Raw genomic sequence first — 18448 nt, 5'->3', positions numbered from 1 at the left:
GCCAGAATGGCCTCTCTATGGCGTTAATATGGCAGAAACGTCACGCTGGAGCGCCAAACGCAACCTGCCCATATAAAGAGAGCAACAAGTGTAGCCGCAACCCGATGACAAGGTCGAGACATGGTCGGCATGGCTAGGTTGCAAACTGTTTCAATATAGAGGCGTGGGTACGCTCCAAGCGGCAATCCGGAAGCACAGCAAGATAAACCATGGGCCTGACCGCTCCGAGCGTGGCTGTTGAAGGCCACTGAATCACGCCACCCGCCAGTCACACCCCTTTTTCTCTGGTGCCGCGCGTTTTGTCGCCTTAGTACTCCATCCGTACTGCGTCTTCTCCAAAGCGGATTCGCAGCTCTTCCACAAGCGATTCGTGAGGGCTAATCTTCCATTCGTCACCCAGCCAAAAGCTCGCGGCGGCGATGCTGTGATCCAGATCCAGCAATACTGGCGTATTGCCCCCCTGATACGGCGACAGCATTTGCTGAAGCTGCTCGGGTAAGCCTTCCTCTATGGGAACCGCCACTCGCAGACGACGAGCAAATGCTTCCCGGGCTTGGCGCATATCCATGATTTCATCGGCTACTAGGTTAAAGCTGCCGGTGTACTCATCATTGCGCACCCCGCCCTTAAAGATCAGCAAAGTATCTTTCTGCACCAACTCGCCGTACTCAGCGAAGGTCTTACCGAATACAGACACTTCCACCCGTCCGGTTTTGTCATCCAGGGTGATAAATGCCATTCGTTCACCACTGCGTTTACTACGGGTAATACGCAGTGCCACGACCAATCCAGCCACAGTGGCCGCCTCCCCCTTGGCTGTGGGCTGCAGGGCGTTAATCCGGGCAGTAACGAACTGCTGAACTTCTTTTTCATACTGATCAATGGGGTGCCCAGTTAAAAACAAGCCGAGAGTATCTCGCTCACCGTTGAGGCGGGTCTCGTCATTCCAGGAACGAGCCGGCTTCCATTCCACGGCAGTGGCCGGACTGTCATCCATCGCCCCGAACATATCCATAATACCCGCGGCTTCGTTGCGGGCATCCTGGTCGGCCGCCGCAATCGCATCCGGCAAGGTGGCCAGCAATTGCGCCCTATCATGGAAGCTGCTGTTTAGACCCAGCTTATCCAGCACACCAGCGCGCACCATGGCCTCCAGAGAACGGCGATTGATTTTTTTCAGGTCAATACGGCGGCAAAAATCAAACAAATCCTTGAATTCACCACCCTCGGCCCGTGCAGTGACGATAGCTTCAATGGGCCCTTCACCCAGCCCCTTGATGGCGCCCAAACCATAAACGATGTCGCCTTCCGGGTTCACCGTAAAGCGGTAACCACAGGAATTCACATCCGGTGGCAGTACCTGCAAACCCATGGTTTTACATTCATCAATGAACGTCACCACCTTGTCGGTGTTCTGCATATCGGCAGAAATGGTGGCCGCCATAAACTCCGCAGGATAATGGACCTTTAGCCAGGCGGTTTGATACGCGACCAAGGCGTAAGCTGCAGAGTGGGATTTGTTGAAACCGTAGCCTGCGAATTTCTCCACCAAATCAAAGATTTTCATGGCCAGGCCCGCGTCTACCCCCTTTCCTTTTGCCCCTTCTTCAAAGATCGCCCGCTGCTTTTCCATCTCTTCAGGCTTCTTCTTACCCATAGCCCGGCGCAACATGTCCGCGCCACCCAGTGTATAACCGGCCAGCTCCTGGGCAATCTGCATCACCTGTTCCTGATACAGGATGACCCCGTAGGAAGGTTTTAGGATAGGCTCCAGCCACTCGTGTTGGTACTGAGGGTCCGGATAGGCCAAAGGTTCGCGACCGTGCTTACGGTTGACGAAATTATCCACCATGCCAGATTCCAGCGGCCCAGGACGATACAGAGCCACCAATGCGATAATGTCTTCAAAAACGTCAGGCTTGAGCTTTTTAATTAGCTCCTTCATGCCCTGACTTTCCAGCTGGAATACCGCGGTGGTATCGCCCCGCTTCAATAGGTCAAAACTGGGGCTGTCATCTAGCGGGATATGATCGATAACAAGATCGTCCAGCCCTTCGCGAGCACGCTTCACATTGGCCGCTTTGACGGCCCAGTCAATGATGGTCAGGGTTTTCAGGCCGAGAAAGTCAAATTTCACAAGGCCCGCGGATTCCACGTCATCTTTATCGTACTGCGTCACCAGGTTGGTGCCATCTTCTTCACAGTACAGCGGCGCAAAGTCAGTGAGCTTGCCCGGGGCGATCACTACCCCCCCAGCATGCTTACCCACGTTACGGGTCAAGCCTTCCAGCTTGAAAGCCATTTCCATGATTTCATTGGCGGCTTCTTTGTCGGAATTTTCATCGCTTTCCAGAAACTCGCGCAAAGTTTCTTCCTGCTCCAACGCCTTGCTCAAGGTCATCCCAGGCACCCCGGGAATCATCTTGGAAAGTCGATCCGCTAGCCCATAGGGCTTACCTTGCACCCGCGCCACATCGCGCACTACGGCCTTGGCAGCCATGGTACCGAATGTGATGATTTGGCTCACTGCATCACGGCCGTACTTATCCGCCACATAGTTGATTACACGGTCGCGCTTCTCCATGCAGAAGTCGACGTCAAAGTCAGGCATGGATACCCGTTCGGGGTTCAGGAACCGTTCGAACAGGAGGTCGTAACCAATGGGATCCAAATCGGTAATTTTTAAAGCATAGGCAACCAGTGAGCCTGCACCTGAACCCCGCCCCGGTCCCACCGGCACCTCGTTATCCTTAGCCCACTGGATAAAATCGGCAACGATTAGGAAGTAACCGGGAAATCCCATTTGGTTGATGATATCCAACTCAAATCGAAGCCGGTCATCGTAGTCTTTGCGCTTTAATGCATACTCAGGGTCATCGCTATCGAGCAAGACCTTAAGACGTTCCTCAAGACCATCGTGAGACACTTTCTCGAAATATTGCTCAATGGTCATGCCCTCCGGAATCGGGAAGTCCGGCAGGAAGTTTTCTCCTAAACGAATATCAAGCGTGCAGCGGCGAGCAATTTCCACCGTGTTCTCAAGCGCTTCGGGCAAATCAGAAAACAGCTGCGCCATTTCATCGGCAGATTTCAGGTACTGCTCTTCGGAATATTTTTTTGGCCGTCGCGGATCATCCAGAGTATTACCGTCATGGATGCAGACTCGAGATTCATGGGCTTCAAAGTCTTCGCGACGAAGAAAGCGAACATCGTTGGTGGCTACCACTGGCAAGCCAAGTTGTTCGGCCAAGGCAACGCTGGCATGCAAACAATCCTCATCACCCGGTCGAGAGGTTCGCTGCACTTCCAGATAGAAACGATCACCGTACGTTGACACAAGCCAACGAGCATACTGTTGCGCCTGTTCGTGTTTGCCTGCTAGCAATAACTGCCCTACTTCCCCTTGGCTCGCCGCTGAAAGCACGATCAGGCCTTCATTCAGTTCTGCCAGCCACTCAGGTTTCACCAAAGCGCGCCCGCGATCCTGATTAGTCTGCCAAGCACGACTAATCAGTAAAGTCAGGTTCTGATAACCCACCTCATTAAGCACCAGAAACGACAGATAGGCGGGTTCGTCTATGTGCGTGCCCTGCACCCAGAGATCCGCCCCCATCAACGGTTTGATACCCGCATTCATGGCATTCTGATAGAACTTGATCAGGGCAAACAAATTCGAATCATCGGTGACTGCCACCGCAGGAATCTGCTCATTTACGCAGGTCTTGGTCAGTTCCTTAACCCGAACGATTCCATCAACCAGTGAATAATCGGTATGAAGGCGCAGGTGGACAAAACGGGGATCAGTCAAAACAGGTTCCCTTGTGCAATTGCAGCAGCCACCGGGCCAAAGGAGCGACGATGCTCGGCCAAGGCGCCATGCTGTTCTAGGGCCGCCATATGCACCGCAGTTGGGTAGCCTTTATGGCGGTCGAAGCCGTATTGGGGATAACGGGCATGCAAGGCATACATTTCGCGGTCCCGCGCCACTTTGGCAAGAATTGAGGCAGCAGAGATAGCCGGTACACGCCCATCCCCTTTTACTACCGCCTGCGCCGGACACTGCAACGCCGGTACTCGATTACCATCAATCAGTACAGCATGCGCCTCCACAGGCAGCGCTGCCACTGCCCGCTGCATGGCCAGCATGGTGGCATGCAGAATGTTCAGTTGGTCAATTTCATCCGACTCTGCTCGCCCCAACGCCCAGCCAAGCGCGTGAGACTTAATCTCAGACTCCAGCGCCAGACGTTTCTTTTCACTGATTTTTTTGGAATCAGCCAAGCCGACGATCGGGTACTTTGGGTCCAATATCACTGCCGCGGTGACTACCGCACCCACTAACGGGCCTCGACCCACTTCGTCGACACCCGCCACCAGCATGCCCGGCTGCCAAAAAAAATCAGAAGGAATAAACGGATCAGCTAGGCCGTACTCAGCAAACGGGTCGCAGGGTTGCGTATCTGCCATCAAGCCTCCAACAAACGAGCAACGGCCGCCGCCGCCTTCTCACTGGCACCGCCACGAAGTTGTTGATGCACGCTCTGAAACTGTATTTTTAGTGCCTGGGCCTGCTCAGGCTGATCAAACCAACGGCGCACAGCAGCAACAATCGCTTCCGTGGTCAGCTGGCTCTGAAGCAGCTCAGGGACCATTTCCTGCCGACACAATAAATTGGGCAAGGAAAAAAATTCACTTTTTATCAGACGACTAACAATGGCGTAAGTCACTGCCCCAACCCGATAGCCTACCACCATCGGTTTGTTCAGCAACAAGCCTTCCAGCGTGGCTGTACCTGAAGCCATTAGCACCACATCCGCCGCCGCCATCACCGTCCGGCTCTGTCCATCGATCAATGACACGGGCAAATTAGGCTGCGTATTCAGCAACGTCTGTATTTGTTCACGGCGGGCCGCGTTAGCAGCCGGAATCACATACTGCAGCGTGGGATCCTGGTGATTCAGCGCCACCATAGCGTCCAGGAAAGCGGGCATCAATTGCCCCACTTCACCTCCTCGGCTTCCTGGTAGTACTGCCAAAATACGAGCATCGCGGTCCAGCGCCAGAGCCTTGCGGGCCCCAGCCACATCCGTTTCCAGCGGGATACGATCGGCCAACGGGTGACCGACAAAAGCCACCGGCACGTCATGCTCCTCATAGAAACGCGCTTCGAACGGCAAAAGCGTTAGCATCAGATCAATACTTTTCTTTATGCCTTTAATGCGACCCTGGCGCCAAGCCCACACGGAGGGACTCACATAATGAACGGTTTTCAAGCCTCGATCATGAAGACGACGCGCAATTGGCAGGGTGAAATCTGGAGAGTCGATACCAACGACCACGTCCGGCCGCTGCTCAAGCAGAAAGCGGACCAGAGATTTGCGCAGACGTAATAATTCAGGAAGGTGTGATAGCACCTCGGTGATTCCCATCACCGACAATTTTTCCATGGGGAACAGGCTAGTCAAACCAGCCTGTGCCATCTCCTCGCCACCCACACCAATAAAACGAGCGCCAGGATAACGATTTTCAAGGGCCTGCATGAGGCCTGCCCCTAAAATATCCCCGGAAGCTTCCCCGGCAATCAGCGCGACAAGCGGAGCATCCTTACGCTGTGTCATATCAGCGCGTGATGCCGCGCTCGGAAGACTTTAGAGAATCGATAAAAATCTGTAGCGCATCCGACGGCTCCATGGACTCTAATTCCAGCAACGCCTGCTCCAATGTCAGCCCCTGGCGGTAGACCAGCTTGTAAGCCTTGCGCAAGCTGCTAACCACATCTTTAGACCAACCACGACGACGCATACCCTCAAAGTTCATGCTGCGGGCGCCGGCAGGATTACCAGATACCATCACATAGGCAGGAATATCTTTGAGCACGAGAGAACAGCCCGACGTCATCGCGTAAGAACCAATCTTGCAGAACTGGTGCACCCCTGTCATGCCGCCCAGAATCACACCATTGCCGACATGGGCGTGGCCCGCTACAGACGCATTATTGGCAAAGATACAGTCATCGCCAATGATACAATCATGGGCCACGTGCACATAAGCCATTAAGAGATTACGGTCACCGATTTTAGTCAGAGAGTTATCCTGAATGGTACCCCGGTGAATGGTGACCGATTCACGAATAACGTTATCGTCTCCGATTTCCAGCCGGGTTGGCTCTCCCTTATATTTTTTATCTTGGCAGTCTTCGCCCACGGACGCGAACTGAAAAATATGGTTGTTACGACCAATAGTTGTGGGGCCGTTGATGACCACATGAGAGGCCACCACGGTGCCCGCTCCAATTTCCACATTGGGGCCAATCACGGAATACGGGCCCACCCGCACATCATCTGCAAGCTCCGCGGCCGGATCAATAAGGGCGGTCGGATGAATCATGGACTAGTCACTTTTATTTTGGTGGTGAAGGCAAGCAAGTATACGCCAGCTCCGCGCTGGCGTACGGTATGGACTAGACTTTCTGTTCAGCCACGAGCATTTCTGCACTGGCCACAGTTTTACCGTCTACCTGCGCTTCACAGGTGAATTTTATAATATTACGTTTAATCACCACATACTCGGCGAACAAATGCAGAGTATCTCCCGGCACTACCTGGCGCTTAAAGCGTGCCTTGTCGGTACCCACAAGTAGATAGATATAACCATCGGAGGGCTTTTTATTCTCCGTCACGAACCCCAAAATACCTGCAGCCTGCGCCATGGCTTCGATGATCAACACACCGGGCATGATAGGCTCTTCAGGAAAATGGCCATTAAAAAATGGCTCGTTGATCGTCACGTTTTTTAACGCTTCGATACGTTTTCCGGGCTCAATATTTAGCACCCGGTCAATTAACAGAAAGGGGTAACGATGGGGCAGATATTCCCTGACCTCTTTAATGTCCATCATCATGTGTTCCAAACAGGCAAGTACCGCAACATGCGGAAATTAGTCGCTTAAACGCTCGAGCTTGCGTACACGGCGGGCCAAATCATCCAGATTTCGGAAACGCGCCACATTCCTGCGATAGCGAGATTGGCTATCCACAGGCAGAGCAGAACCGTATGTACCCGGTTCTTTGATAGAGCTGGAGACCAAGGACATGGCCAGAATTTGCACCTTGTCACATACTTCGATGTGGCCAGCTATACCAGCGGCCCCACCTATCAGGCAGAAAGAACCTATTTTGGCTGAACCCGCAATACCCGCTTTCCCAGCGATAGCCGTGTGATCACCGATGACAACGTTATGGGCCACCTGGATCTGATTATCCAGAATCACACCGTCACCAATGATGGTATCTTCAATGGCACCACGATCAACTGTCGTGCCAGCACCGATTTCCACATCTGCACCGATGGTAACGCCACCGACTTGATGAAGTTTGGTCCAACCGGCGCCATTGAAGGCGAAGCCAAAACCATCACCACCGATTACGCAATTGGCGTGTATAGTAGTGCGTGGACCCAGTGTCACACCATGGTAAATTGTAACATTTGGCCAAATTCGACACTGATCACCGATATGACAGCCGGCACCAACCACGCTGTTGGCCATGATTACGGCGCCCTCTCCCACTATCACACCCGCTTCCACCACCGCATTCGGGCCAATGGACGCAGAGGTGTGAATCTGTGCCGTCGCATCCACAACCGCAGCAGGATGCACACCCGGCTGCACTTGCGGTGCCACTTCAAAAAACGCACTGGCTTTGGCAAAAGACAAGTATGGGTCTTTAACAATCAATGCCGGCACCGGACAAAATTCCCGCTGGGACTCAGGAATTAGCACCGCACCCGCATTAGTCTGTTCCAAGAATGACCGATAACGGGGGTTGGCAAGAAAAGTCAGTTGGCTTGGCCCTGCGGACTGGATTGTTCCCAAACCGTCCACAACATGGCTGGCCTCACCGATCAACTCCGCATCCAGTTTTTTTGCTAACTCACCGAGAGTCAACATTATTTCATACTGTTCAGTTGCTTGCCCACCGCTTCAGTAATATCTAGATCCGGCTTGGTGTACATCACAGCTTGGGCATTGAGCACTACATCCAGCTTTTCACGTTTAGCCACAGACTCTATGGCCTTTTTAAGCTTAGGCTGCATTTCTGACAGAATTTCGCGTTGTGCTTCGCTAGCACGCTTTTGCAGTTTGCGTTGCAGGCTTTGAATTTCGAGCATTTTCTGCTGACCCTGAGTCTTCAGCGTATCTTGTTCATCCGCGGACATGGTCATGGCTTCTTTTTGCAGTTTTTGTTGCAGCTTCCCCACATCGTTTTGCAAGCGATTGAGCTTTTGCTCGTCCCCAGACAGCTCATTCTCCAGTGAGGACATTCTCGTCTTCACATTATTTGACGATTGTAACGCAGCAATCGGGTCAAGAACCCCAACAGAAGCCTCAGCCATAGCCAGTGAGGGCAAAAACAGTGCCAATGCTACCAGTGTTTTTTTCACCATTATTAAACTCCTAAAAAGTCTGACCCAAAGAAAATTGGAATACTTCCGTGTCATCGCCAGGCTGGTCATCCAGCGCTTTCGCCAAGTTGAAGCTAAGCGGGCCAATAGCCGTCAACCACGTCAATCCGAGACCGACGGAACTCCGGATATCCTGCGATTCAAAATCTTCAAAAATATCGGCCCGCTCGGTTTCATATACGGTCCCAGCATCCACGAACAGGAAGGTCCTCACGCTTCGCGACTCCCCTGCGAAGGGCGTCGGGAAAATCAACTCCATGCTGGCTTCGGTAAGAAAGTTGCCGCCAATCGGATCCGGATTAGGGTCCGTGGTGCCACTTTTATAATAACTCAACGCCTCGGAACGAGGTCCCAGGGACCGAGACTCATAACCCCGCACCGAACCAATACCGCCGGAATAGTAGTTCTCGAAGAACGGCAACGCAATGTCGTCACCATAGCCATCACCGTAGGCCAAGTCGGCACGAGTGCGCAGGGTCCACCGCTGGGTAATGGGAAAATATTTCTGCCCGTTCCAATTAACCTTGTAAAAACTATAATCGGAAACCGGAGCCGCCACCTCAACACCAATGGTACTAGACCAGCCGCGATCAGGAAGAATACCTCGGTTCAGGGTGCTAGTTTGCAAGGACACGTTGGCTTTATATTCGTTGAACTCGTCGCCTTTCTCCATCAGGAATCGATCAATATCCACGGCGACATAATCGCCGGTGCTAATATTCGTTTTCTCGTAGGTAGCGCCAAAGTTCAAGCGTGAATACTCCGATATCGGATAACCGAATGTCACCGACCAGCCCAAACGGTCTGCCGCATAAGAAGCCACTGAGGTTTCATCAAAGTCAATCTTTGAGTAAAACATGCTAAAACCACGGCTTACCCCATCCAACGTATAGTACGGGTTGTAATGGGAAAAACTGTACGAATCGCGAATATCAGAACGACTCAACGCAAATGACACCCGGTTACCGCTGCCGCGCCAGTTATTTTGGGTTACGTTGGCGCCGAAGATAAACCCAGAGGCATCGGAAAAGCCCACATTGGCGCCAATAGAACCCGAAGGCTGCTCTTGTACGCTGTAATTCACATCAACCAGGTCATCGGAATTAGGCACCCGCGGAGTATCAGTTTCAACTACGCTGAAATAGCCCAAACGCTGCAAACGTTGGCGGGATAAGTCCACCAGAGAGGTGTTCGCCGGCGCCTGTTCGAACTGACGCAACTCACGGCGTAACACTTCATCGGAAGTTTTGGTATTACCACTGAAATTGATGCGGCGGACATAAACTTTACGGCCCGGGTCCACGTAAAACGTCACATCTACCGTGTGGTCTTTGTCATTGGCATTGTGCTCTCGGCCATTCACCTCAGCAAACGTGTAGCCTTCATTACCCAAGCGGCGCTTGATTAAATCGTTGGTATAGGTCACTAACTGTTGACTGAACACCTGCCCTTTCTTGACGATTAATAGCGGCTTCAGCTGGTTTTCATTCACCACTAAGTCGCCAGCCAACTTCACCTCGTTGACCGTGTATTGCTCACCTTCCGCCACGTTGACGGTAATGAAAACACTACGGCGATCAGGTGTCACCGACACCTGTGTCGATTCAATGGAGAAATTAATGTAACCACGGTCTAGATAATAGGAACGCAGACGCTCTAAATCGCCGCCCAACTTTTCCCGGGAGTATTTGTCATCGCCCTTGATGAAAGACCAGAATCCCGAGGAGTGCAGCTCGAAACTGTCAAGCAATACCTCATCATCAAACAACTCGTTGCCCACGATGTTGATATTACGAATACGTGCAGCTTTGCCTTCGTAAATTTCGATCTTCAAAGCTACACGGTTACGGGGCAACGCCACAAACTCGGTCTTGATATCCGCGCCGTAACGGCCCTGACTGACATACTGGCGTTCCAGTTCGCCGGCAATGGCCTCCAGGGTAGAGCGCTGGAACACTTCACCTTCCGCCAAACCGGCTTCGGTCAATCCCTTGCGCAGATTCTCTTCGTCAATGGATTTGTTACCGGATAGTTCGATACGCGCAATACTCGGGCGTTCGGCAACAATTACCACCAGATCATCACCATCGCGACCCAGTTGTACATCTTCAAAATTGCCAGAGGCAAACAGACGTTGCACCGCGTCAACAACCTGATCACGAGTCACAGTGTCGCCAGCCTGAATCGGCAACGAAGCATAGACCCGTTCCACGGGCAAGCGCTGGAGGCCTTCCACCCGTATGTCATGAACCTTGAACGGTAGTTGTGTGTCCCCATTTAGCAGTGGAGCTGCCAACAGGCAAAAAACCACTAGCGAGCCTTTCAGGAGGCGGCTTAGAATGTCCCCAAATTTCATGAAAACTGCTTCACCAAGTCGTTGTAAATGGCCAATAACATGAAGCTGACCACGAGCGTCAGCCCAGCACCTTGTGCGGCCATCAAGAACCGCTCCGGTAAACTGCGACCGCGAATCATTTCAATGATTCCAAAGAAAATCCAGCCGCCATCAAGCATTGGTACAGGAAGAAGGTTAATTACCCCCAGCGTAATACTGAGGTAAGCCAGCAAAGCCAAGAAACTGGCTAGGCCCATAGAGGCACTTTCACCGGCCACTTGGGCGATGGTAATAGGCCCACCCAAATTATCCAGAGAGAGTTTACCGGTAATCAGCTTTACCAAGCTGGCGCCCACCACTTGGACCTGCTCGACAAAACGCCCACCGGCAGCCCCGACGGCACTGAACACACCGAACTCTTGTTGATAAACACCGCCCAGGCCGACACCAATGCGGCCAAAGGTCTCACCATTTTCGGTCAGCGTGGCCGGGACAATTTGAAGCGTCTCCTTACGGGTTCCTCTCAGCAGCTCCACCGTCAGGAGTTCTCCTGGTGCTGCCATGATACTTTCCTGCCACTGGTTCCAGCTGAAAACGGGCTCACCATTCAACGTCAACACCTGATCGCCGCCAGTCAGCCCCGCCTGCTGCGCCGGGCTGTCGGCCTGAACATCGCCAATCACCACCGCCTGGTTCAGCCCCAAGGCCTCCAGCGGCGGCATGTCCAGATCCGCAGACCATGGCGAAGTATCCAGCTCACGGATCGCGGACCCGCCACCCGCTTGCTGCACCGTGATCGACAAGGTATCCGGCTCACCCAAATGCAGAATCAATTCGTTATAAAACGCCCGCCAGCCTTCAAGTTCAGTGTCACCCACCGCCACGATGCGATCACCGGGTAAAAAACCCGCCTGCTCGGCCACGGAATCTGGGGTTACTGGGCCGACAACAGCCTCCAACCCGCGCTGGCCATAGCCAAACATCAATACCCAGTAAATAAATATGGCGAGAATAAAGTTAAACACCGGCCCGGCAGCGTAGGTAATCACCCGCTGCCAAGCGGGTTTACTAGAAAACTCGCCAGGCGCTCCCTGTGCCGTTTCATCTTCGCGCACATCCAGCGGCTTCACATAGCCGCCAAGAGGAATCGCGCTGATCACCCACTCAGTGCCTTTTTGATCGGTGAAACGCAGAATTTTCGGGCCAAATCCCACAGAAAAGGTCAGAACACGAACACCGAAAGCGCGCATGGCAAGAAAGTGGCCCCACTCGTGGAAGGCCACAATGATCACGATGGTGACGACGAATGCCAATAACGTCAGCATCCACGCTCCTTAATCCAGTGACAGGCAAGCTGTCGCGCCTGGCGGTCAATTTCCATAACCGCATCCACATCACAGCAGGCTGGCGCATCCTGTTTATCAAGAGTTCGCGCTACCACATCCGCAATGCCCATAAAATCGAGCCGGCCGTCAAGAAAAGCCGCAACCGCTTCTTCATTCGCTGCGTTTAACACCGCCGTGGCCGTTCCACCTGCGGCCATGGCATCACGGGCCAAGCCCAAGCATGGAAACCTCTCAAGATCCGGCAATTCAAAATTCAGCCCGATCAGCGTTGAAAAGTCCAACCGCTGGGCACCGGACTCCACTCGCTCGGGCCAAGACAAGCCACAGGCAATGGGAGTACGCATATCAGGTGTCCCCATCTGGGCCAATACCGAGCCATCCCGGTAAGCGACCATAGAGTGGATCACACTCTGTGGATGCACCACCACATCCACCATGGCAGGGGGAACATCAAACAGCCAGCAAGCCTCAATAAACTCCAGCCCCTTATTCATCAGCGTGGCGGAGTCCACCGAAATCTTGGGGCCCATATCCCAGTTGGGGTGTTTTATTGCCTGCTCCGGCGTAACCGCTTTCAGCTGCTCAGCGCTGAACTCGCGGAACGGGCCACCTGATGCCGTCAACAATAAACGTTCAACTCCTGCATTTACCCCTTCCGTGGGCAGGCACTGGAAAATCGCGTTGTGTTCGGAATCCAGTGGCAACAATGTTGCACCATAGCGCTTCACTGCATCCATAAACAGGGAACCGGTGACCACCAGAGCTTCTTTGTTGGCCAGCAGTACTCGCTTCCCTGCCTCCACAGCCGCCAAAGTGGGACGCACACCCGCGGCACCCACAATACCCGCCACCACGGTATCAACATCCGGATGAGCCGCCAGCTCAGCCAAGGCCTCTGGGCCTGATAAAACCTCTACTTGTGACCCAAGGCCAGCAAGATGGTTCCGAAGGGACGTTGCCGAGGTGGCATCAGCCATGGCTGCATAGCGAGGCTGCACCGTTTCGCAAAGCCGTGCCATAGCCTGCCATTGCGTGCCCGCGGTAACCGCAAAAACCTCATAACGCTCCGGGTGGCGAACCAGCACATCCAGAGTTTGTTGCCCAATACTTCCCGTGGCGCCCAGCAAGGTGAGGCGCTGTCTGCCAGTAGCAACGGCCGAAATGGAAGGTTTCTCAGAGGGTGTCACAAACTCCCTCCAGGCAGGGCGAACCAGTTAAACCCAGCCAAAGCAATCGGCATGGCTGCAGTGACACTGTCAATGCGGTCGAGCATGCCGCCATGACCTGGAAGAATGGTGCCGCTATCTTTGAAACCACGCTCACGCTTGACCATGCTTTCAAACAGATCACCTAGTGCAGAGGCCAATACCGTAAATAGGGCAACCAGCATCAAAGACCACAATTGTGCCTCCAGCAGGCCAGCAGCGTAGACACCCGCCACCACCGCCAGGGCCAGAGCAACCCCGCCCAGCAAACCTTCAATGGTCTTGCCTGGGCTTACCAGCGGTGCCAGTTTATGTTTTCCAAACGCTCGGCCAGCAAAATAGGCCCCGGTGTCCGCCGCCCACACCCATAATAGGATAAACATTAAAGCCCAGGGCCCAACTAACCCAAGGGCCCCGTTACTTTGCAACTGTACAATGGCCCCCCATGAGGGCACCAGCAGCAGCAAGCCAACCAACGCCATAAGCATCGGTCGGTACCAAGCACGAGCATTACCGGGATACCCCAGTACCAGTACCAGCGCCAGCAACCACCAAACCGGAATTGCATTGAGTAACCATGCTGGCTGAAAATATTCAGCGGCCACCATCACCAAGGTCAATATTGCAACCCATACAAGACGCATCGCCATGCTGACGTTGCCCATCATGGCTGACCACTCCCAGCCCGCCAGAACAAAAAAAACGCCAGCCACAATGGCAAACATCTGACGGTCTAATCCAAATACTGCGCCCAACACAATCGGCAACAGCACCAGCGCGGTAATCACGCGCAGTTTTAGCATTATTGTTCTCCATTCAAGCTGGCCACTTCTTCACCAGAACGACCAAAACGCCGTTGGCGACCAGCATAATCCTGTAGCGCTGCATCAAAGGCATCAGCATCAAAATCAGGCCATAGCAACGGCGAAAAAAACAGCTCGCTGTAGGCCAATTGCCATAACAAAAAGTTACTTATTCTTTGGTCGCCACCGGTGCGAATGAGCAAATCCGGGGGTGGCAGGTCGGCCATGGACAGATAGGGTGCCATCGCCCCGGCATCTATCTGGTCTACCTCCATCTCACCTTCTGCCACTTTTGCAGCCAACTGGCGGGCCGCATGGGCAATGTCCCACTGCCCGCCGTAATTCACAGCAATAACCACCGTCATCCTGGTGTTATTGCCGGTCAGGACTTCCGCTTGTGTCATGCCATCCTGAAGACCTTGCGAAAACGCACCGCGATCGCCAATAAAGCGAATACGAACCTCGTGACTGTGAAGCTCTTCAACACGGCCAGCCAGCGCCTTCAAGAACAGCGCCATCAGGTGGTCCACTTCCGCCTGCGGTCGACGCCAGTTTTCCGAGCTAAAAGCAAACAGTGTTAGTGCCTCGAGACCGCGCTGCGCTGCCTGACGAATAATCGCCTGAACCGTAGCTTCTCCCGCTCGATGCCCCTCCTCACCCGGAACACCATGCTTGCGTGCCCAGCGGTTATTGCCGTCCATGATGATGGCTACATGACGGGGCACAACACCTTGATAGGAATCGATATCTGGGGCACTGGAATGAGGCTGATTGTCGGCCATACTGCATCCGCCAAGAATAGAAACGGGCTGACCTGCAGCCCGAGATGTCTTTCGATCACCGCTCGCGCGAAGCGATCAAACGGTCATCAATTCTTCTTCTTTCTCTTTCAGAACACCTTCCACTTCCGCCACCATTTTGTCGGTGAGCTGCTGAATTTGCTCTTCCCCACGGCGCTGCTCGTCTTCGGAAATTTCTTTTTCCTTAAGCAATTCTTTCAAATCGCTATTAGCATCACGACGAATATTACGAATGGACACACGTGCCTGCTCCGCTTCCGCACGCACCACCTTGACTAGGTCACGGCGGGTTTCCTCAGTCAACGGCGGCAATGGCAAACGAATAAGAGTGCCCGAGGTGGACGGATTAAGGCCCAGATCAGACATTAAAATGGCACGCTCAATTTGTGGAATCAGGGACTTATCAAACGGCGAAATAGTCAGCGTTCTCCCTTCTTCCACCGAGATATTCCCCATCTGATTCAGGGGCGTCTCGGCACCGTAGTACTCAATGGTAATATTGTCCAGCAAGCTAGGATGGGCACGACCTGTACGCACCCGTTTCATGGCTGTATCCAGCGCTTCAAGACTCTTTTTCATGCGGCTTTGCGCATCACTGCGAATATCGTCAATCACCGTTTTTCCTCGCTTCTATTCAGCGTATCAGCTGCACTTATTGTGCGGCCTCTACCAGAGTGCCTTCCTTACCGCCCAGCATCAGATTAAGCAAGGCACCCTTCTTGTTCATATCAAAAACACGCAGTGGCATGGAATGATCCCGGCACAAACAAATAGCCGTCAGATCCATCACGCCCAGCTTTTTTTCCAACACTTCATCATAGGTCAACGCGTCATATTTAACCGCATCCGGGTTCTTCACCGGATCGTCATTATAAACGCCATCCACCTTGGTGGCCTTTAGCACTACATCAGCACTGATCTCGATTCCACGCAGACACGCGGCAGAGTCTGTAGTAAAGAACGGGTTGCCTGTTCCTGCGCAAAAAATCACCACCTCTCCGTTTTTTAGGTGACGATTAGCATTGCGATGATCATAGTGCTCAACCACCCCACTCATGGGGATCGCAGACATGAGACGCGTACGGATATTAGAACGTTCCAGCGCATCACGCAGAGCCAGGCCATTCATCACTGTTGCCAGCATACCCATATGGTCGCCGGCTACCCGGTCCAAGCCTGCGCTTTGCAGAGCCGCACCCCGAAACAGATTACCACCACCAACGACCAGCCCAACCTGAACACCAATCCCAACCAACTGACCAATTTCCAAGGAAATCGCATCCAGAACCTTCGGATCAATGCCAAAGCCCTCTTCACCCGCCAGTGCTTCCCCGCTCAGCTTGAGCAGGATTCGGTTATAGCGCGGTGAGCGCTCCTTGTTCGTCGGCATCTCTTTCTCTCCACCACTCATACGAAACCGCCACCCATGAAAACCTGCCATCCTCATCACTTACACCGGCTCAAACCGGCCTTCCACTTCATTCAAACGCACGAGCCTATGCTGCATAGCACAGTACCGCCCCGCACGATGGTTGCAAGTGCTTTTCTATTTTCACCGTTTAACAGGCGAAAAAAACGCCCTGCTGATCAAACCAGCAAGGCGCCTTTACACATCGAGTTCCGCCAATCAGCCTTAGCCCTTGGCCGCAGCTTCTACTTCAGCAGCGAAATCGACTTCTTCTTTTTCGATACCTTCACCCACAACCAGTCGCTCAAAAGAGGCAACCTCGGCGCCAGCCGCTTTAACCAGCGCACCAACAGTGGTGTTCGGATCTTTCACGAACGGTTGATCCAACAAGCTCACTTCCTTCAGGAACTTGTTGATACGGCCGCCGAGCATTTTTTCAACGATCTCAGCAGGCTTGCCTTCCATATCGGGCTGAGCACGGATGATTTCTTTCTCTTTTTCCAGCACATCAGCAGGAACCTGATCGCCACTAACAACCATCGGGTTAACGGCAGCCACATGCATAGCTACATCTTTACCCAACTCGGCATCGCCACCTTTCAGGGCGATCAGAACGCCGATACGGCCACCGTGAACGTAAGCGCCAATAGCGCCTTCCGCTTCTAGCTTGGCAGCACGACGGATCTGGATGTTTTCACCGATTTTCTGAACCAGCGCTTGGCGTGCTTCTTCAACAGTGGAGCCGTCTTCCAGCTTCAACTCACCAATTTTAGCAACGTCAGTTTCACCAGCGCTCAAAGCAGCAGCCGCTACCTTGTCGCAAAAACCCAGGAAGTTGTCGTCACGGGCAACGAAATCAGTTTCAGAGTTGATCTCTACCATAACGGCTACGGTGTTCGCGTCGTTGGTAGCAACTACAACACCGCCTTCGGCGGCGGTGCGGCCTGCTTTCTTCGCCGCTTTGGCCTGGCCGGATTTACGCATATCGTCGATGGCTTTTTCGATGTCGCCATCTGCCTCTACCAGCGCCTTCTTGCATTCCATCATGCCAAGACCAGTACGCTCGCGAAGCTCTTTAACCATTGCAGCAGTTACAGCAGCCATGATTATCCTCTTAAAATTAGGTATGTTTCGGTAAAGCAGGCGAGCCCGAGGCCCGCCTACCATAGATTAACCTTCGGCTTTTTCGCCTGCGGCTTCATCTGCTACCTCGACGAATTCGCTCTCGCCGCCGGTCTGATTCTGGGCATACTGCTTGCCTTCCAGAATCACGTCAGCTGCTGCTTTCACATACAGCTGAATGGCGCGGATTGCGTCGTCGTTACCAGGAATAACGTAATCCACGCCATCCGGGTTGGAGTTGGTATCAACCACTGCAACAACTGGGATACCCAGCTTGCGAGCTTCCTGCAATGCGATGTCTTCATGATCAACGTCAATCACGAAAAGTGCGTCAGGCAGGCCGCCCATATCCTTGATACCACCGATGGAACGCTCGAGCTTATCCATCTCGCGCTTACGCATCAGGGCTTCTTTCTTAGTCAGTTTGTCAAAAGTGCCATCCTGGAACTGGGCTTCCAGCTCACGATAACGCTTAATGGACTGACGAATAGTTTTCCAGTTGGTGAGCATGCCGCCCAACCAACGGTGATCCACATAGGGCATGCCGCAACGCTGAGCTTCTTCGCTCACCGCTTTCTGCGCCGCACGCTTGGTACCAACAAACAAAATCTTGTTGTTGCTGGCAGCCAGCTTGTTCAGGAACGCCATGGCGTCATTGAACAGGGGCAGAGTTTGCTCCAGGTTAATGATGTGGATCTTGTTACGAGCGCCGAAGATGTAAGTATTCATCTTCGGGTTCCAGTAACGGGTTTGGTGACCGAAGTGCACGCCCGCTTTGAGCATATCGCGCATAGTTACGCTAGACATTGTTAGTACTCCACTTTGGGTTAGGCCTCCACGCCCCCGCATAAACCCAACCAAATCGGCCTAACTTACAGACCAGAAGGCACCCAGGGCTATGTGACGGGGCATGTGTGATTTCCTTCCCCACTCATCGGCGGTTACAATGCAACACCGTCGCCTATT

At 53.2% G+C, this 18448-nt stretch carries 16 protein-coding genes; all 16 read right to left on the bottom strand.

Features of this window, described 5'->3' with window-relative positions; genetic code table 11:
- Positions 1-307 precede the first annotated feature (307 nt).
- The 16 genes from dnaE to rpsB all read right to left on the bottom strand — a co-directional run bounded on the left by dnaE (position 308) and on the right by rpsB (position 18289).
- Entirely contained in the window at positions 308-3808 is a 3501-nt protein-coding gene (gene dnaE, locus ABO_RS05985) for a DNA polymerase III subunit alpha (protein WP_011588441.1), read from the bottom strand.
- A complete protein-coding gene (gene rnhB / locus ABO_RS05980) occupies positions 3805-4467 on the bottom strand; it encodes a ribonuclease HII (RefSeq protein ID WP_011588440.1) in 663 nt (220 codons plus the stop codon). The genes dnaE and rnhB overlap by 4 nt, the downstream gene beginning before the upstream one ends.
- The gene (gene lpxB, locus ABO_RS05975; protein WP_011588439.1) at positions 4467-5618 is read right to left on the bottom strand and encodes a lipid-A-disaccharide synthase; all 1152 of its coding nucleotides are present in this window, start codon (positions 5616-5618) and stop codon (positions 4467-4469) included. The genes rnhB and lpxB overlap by 1 nt, the downstream gene beginning before the upstream one ends.
- A gap of 1 nt (position 5619) precedes the next feature.
- A complete protein-coding gene (gene lpxA / locus ABO_RS05970; protein WP_011588438.1) occupies positions 5620-6387 on the bottom strand; it encodes an acyl-ACP--UDP-N-acetylglucosamine O-acyltransferase in 768 nt (255 codons plus the stop codon).
- Between the two features lie 73 nt (positions 6388-6460).
- Positions 6461-6901, bottom strand: a complete 441-nt coding sequence (gene fabZ / locus ABO_RS05965) for a 3-hydroxyacyl-ACP dehydratase FabZ (protein ID WP_231483326.1) — start codon at positions 6899-6901, stop codon at positions 6461-6463.
- Positions 6902-6937: 36 nt separating this feature from the next.
- Positions 6938-7948 (bottom strand): UDP-3-O-(3-hydroxymyristoyl)glucosamine N-acyltransferase, encoded by a 1011-nt coding sequence (gene lpxD / locus ABO_RS05960; protein ID WP_011588436.1) that lies wholly within the window; start codon positions 7946-7948, stop codon positions 6938-6940.
- Positions 7948-8445, bottom strand: coding sequence for an OmpH family outer membrane protein (locus ABO_RS05955; protein WP_011588435.1), 498 nt, complete (start codon positions 8443-8445; stop codon positions 7948-7950). Before ABO_RS05955 ends, lpxD begins: the two co-directional genes overlap by 1 nt.
- A 10-nt stretch (positions 8446-8455) precedes the next feature.
- Positions 8456-10819, bottom strand: coding sequence for an outer membrane protein assembly factor BamA (bamA, locus tag ABO_RS05950; protein WP_011588434.1), 2364 nt, complete (start codon positions 10817-10819; stop codon positions 8456-8458).
- Positions 10816-12123 (bottom strand): RIP metalloprotease RseP, encoded by a 1308-nt coding sequence (rseP, locus tag ABO_RS05945; protein WP_011588433.1) that lies wholly within the window; start codon positions 12121-12123, stop codon positions 10816-10818. Before rseP ends, bamA begins: the two co-directional genes overlap by 4 nt.
- Positions 12117-13331, bottom strand: coding sequence for a 1-deoxy-D-xylulose-5-phosphate reductoisomerase (gene ispC / locus ABO_RS05940; RefSeq protein ID WP_011588432.1), 1215 nt, complete (start codon positions 13329-13331; stop codon positions 12117-12119). Before ispC ends, rseP begins: the two co-directional genes overlap by 7 nt.
- A complete protein-coding gene (locus ABO_RS05935) occupies positions 13328-14152 on the bottom strand; it encodes a phosphatidate cytidylyltransferase (protein WP_011588431.1) in 825 nt (274 codons plus the stop codon). Before ABO_RS05935 ends, ispC begins: the two co-directional genes overlap by 4 nt.
- Positions 14152-14934: a polyprenyl diphosphate synthase gene (uppS, locus tag ABO_RS05930; protein WP_011588430.1), complete on the bottom strand. Its 783-nt coding sequence runs from the start codon at positions 14932-14934 to the stop codon at positions 14152-14154. The genes ABO_RS05935 and uppS overlap by 1 nt, the downstream gene beginning before the upstream one ends.
- Positions 14935-15009: 75 nt before the next feature.
- Positions 15010-15567, bottom strand: coding sequence for a ribosome recycling factor (gene frr, locus ABO_RS05925; RefSeq protein ID WP_011588429.1), 558 nt, complete (start codon positions 15565-15567; stop codon positions 15010-15012).
- A gap of 37 nt (positions 15568-15604) precedes the next feature.
- On the bottom strand, positions 15605-16342 hold the full coding sequence (gene pyrH, locus ABO_RS05920; protein WP_035458348.1) for a UMP kinase: 738 nt from the start codon (positions 16340-16342) through the stop codon (positions 15605-15607).
- A gap of 243 nt (positions 16343-16585) precedes the next feature.
- A complete protein-coding gene (tsf, locus tag ABO_RS05915; protein ID WP_035458349.1) occupies positions 16586-17464 on the bottom strand; it encodes a translation elongation factor Ts in 879 nt (292 codons plus the stop codon).
- A gap of 66 nt (positions 17465-17530) precedes the next feature.
- Positions 17531-18289, bottom strand: coding sequence for a 30S ribosomal protein S2 (gene rpsB, locus ABO_RS05910; protein WP_011588426.1), 759 nt, complete (start codon positions 18287-18289; stop codon positions 17531-17533).
- Between the last annotated feature and the right edge of the window lie 159 nt (positions 18290-18448).

This window comes from Alcanivorax borkumensis SK2 (genome assembly GCF_000009365.1).
GTDB classification, from domain to species: domain Bacteria; phylum Pseudomonadota; class Gammaproteobacteria; order Pseudomonadales; family Alcanivoracaceae; genus Alcanivorax; species Alcanivorax borkumensis.
Note: the sequence above shows the minus strand (reverse complement) of the source record. Positions and strands in the feature narration are given on the sequence as shown.

Excerpts from the sequence above, each read along its gene's own strand:
- rpsB (WP_011588426.1), bottom strand. The coding sequence starts at position 18,289 with ATGTCTAGCGTAACTATGCGCGATATGCTCAAAGCGGGCGTGCACTTC.
- lpxA (WP_011588438.1), bottom strand. The coding sequence starts at position 6,387 with ATGATTCATCCGACCGCCCTTATTGATCCGGCCGCGGAGCTTGCAGAT.
- pyrH (WP_035458348.1), bottom strand. The coding sequence starts at position 16,342 with ATGCCGACGAACAAGGAGCGCTCACCGCGCTATAACCGAATCCTGCTC.
- ABO_RS05935 (WP_011588431.1), bottom strand. The coding sequence starts at position 14,152 with ATGCTAAAACTGCGCGTGATTACCGCGCTGGTGCTGTTGCCGATTGTG.
- rseP (WP_011588433.1), bottom strand. The coding sequence starts at position 12,123 with ATGCTGACGTTATTGGCATTCGTCGTCACCATCGTGATCATTGTGGCC.
- ABO_RS05955 (WP_011588435.1), bottom strand. The coding sequence starts at position 8,445 with ATGGTGAAAAAAACACTGGTAGCATTGGCACTGTTTTTGCCCTCACTG.
- lpxD (WP_011588436.1), bottom strand. The coding sequence starts at position 7,948 with ATGTTGACTCTCGGTGAGTTAGCAAAAAAACTGGATGCGGAGTTGATC.
- tsf (WP_035458349.1), bottom strand. The coding sequence starts at position 17,464 with ATGGCTGCTGTAACTGCTGCAATGGTTAAAGAGCTTCGCGAGCGTACT.
- bamA (WP_011588434.1), bottom strand. The coding sequence starts at position 10,819 with ATGAAATTTGGGGACATTCTAAGCCGCCTCCTGAAAGGCTCGCTAGTG.
- rnhB (WP_011588440.1), bottom strand. The coding sequence starts at position 4,467 with ATGGCAGATACGCAACCCTGCGACCCGTTTGCTGAGTACGGCCTAGCT.
- uppS (WP_011588430.1), bottom strand. The coding sequence starts at position 14,934 with ATGGCCGACAATCAGCCTCATTCCAGTGCCCCAGATATCGATTCCTAT.
- fabZ (WP_231483326.1), bottom strand. The coding sequence starts at position 6,901 with ATGATGATGGACATTAAAGAGGTCAGGGAATATCTGCCCCATCGTTAC.
- lpxB (WP_011588439.1), bottom strand. The coding sequence starts at position 5,618 with ATGACACAGCGTAAGGATGCTCCGCTTGTCGCGCTGATTGCCGGGGAA.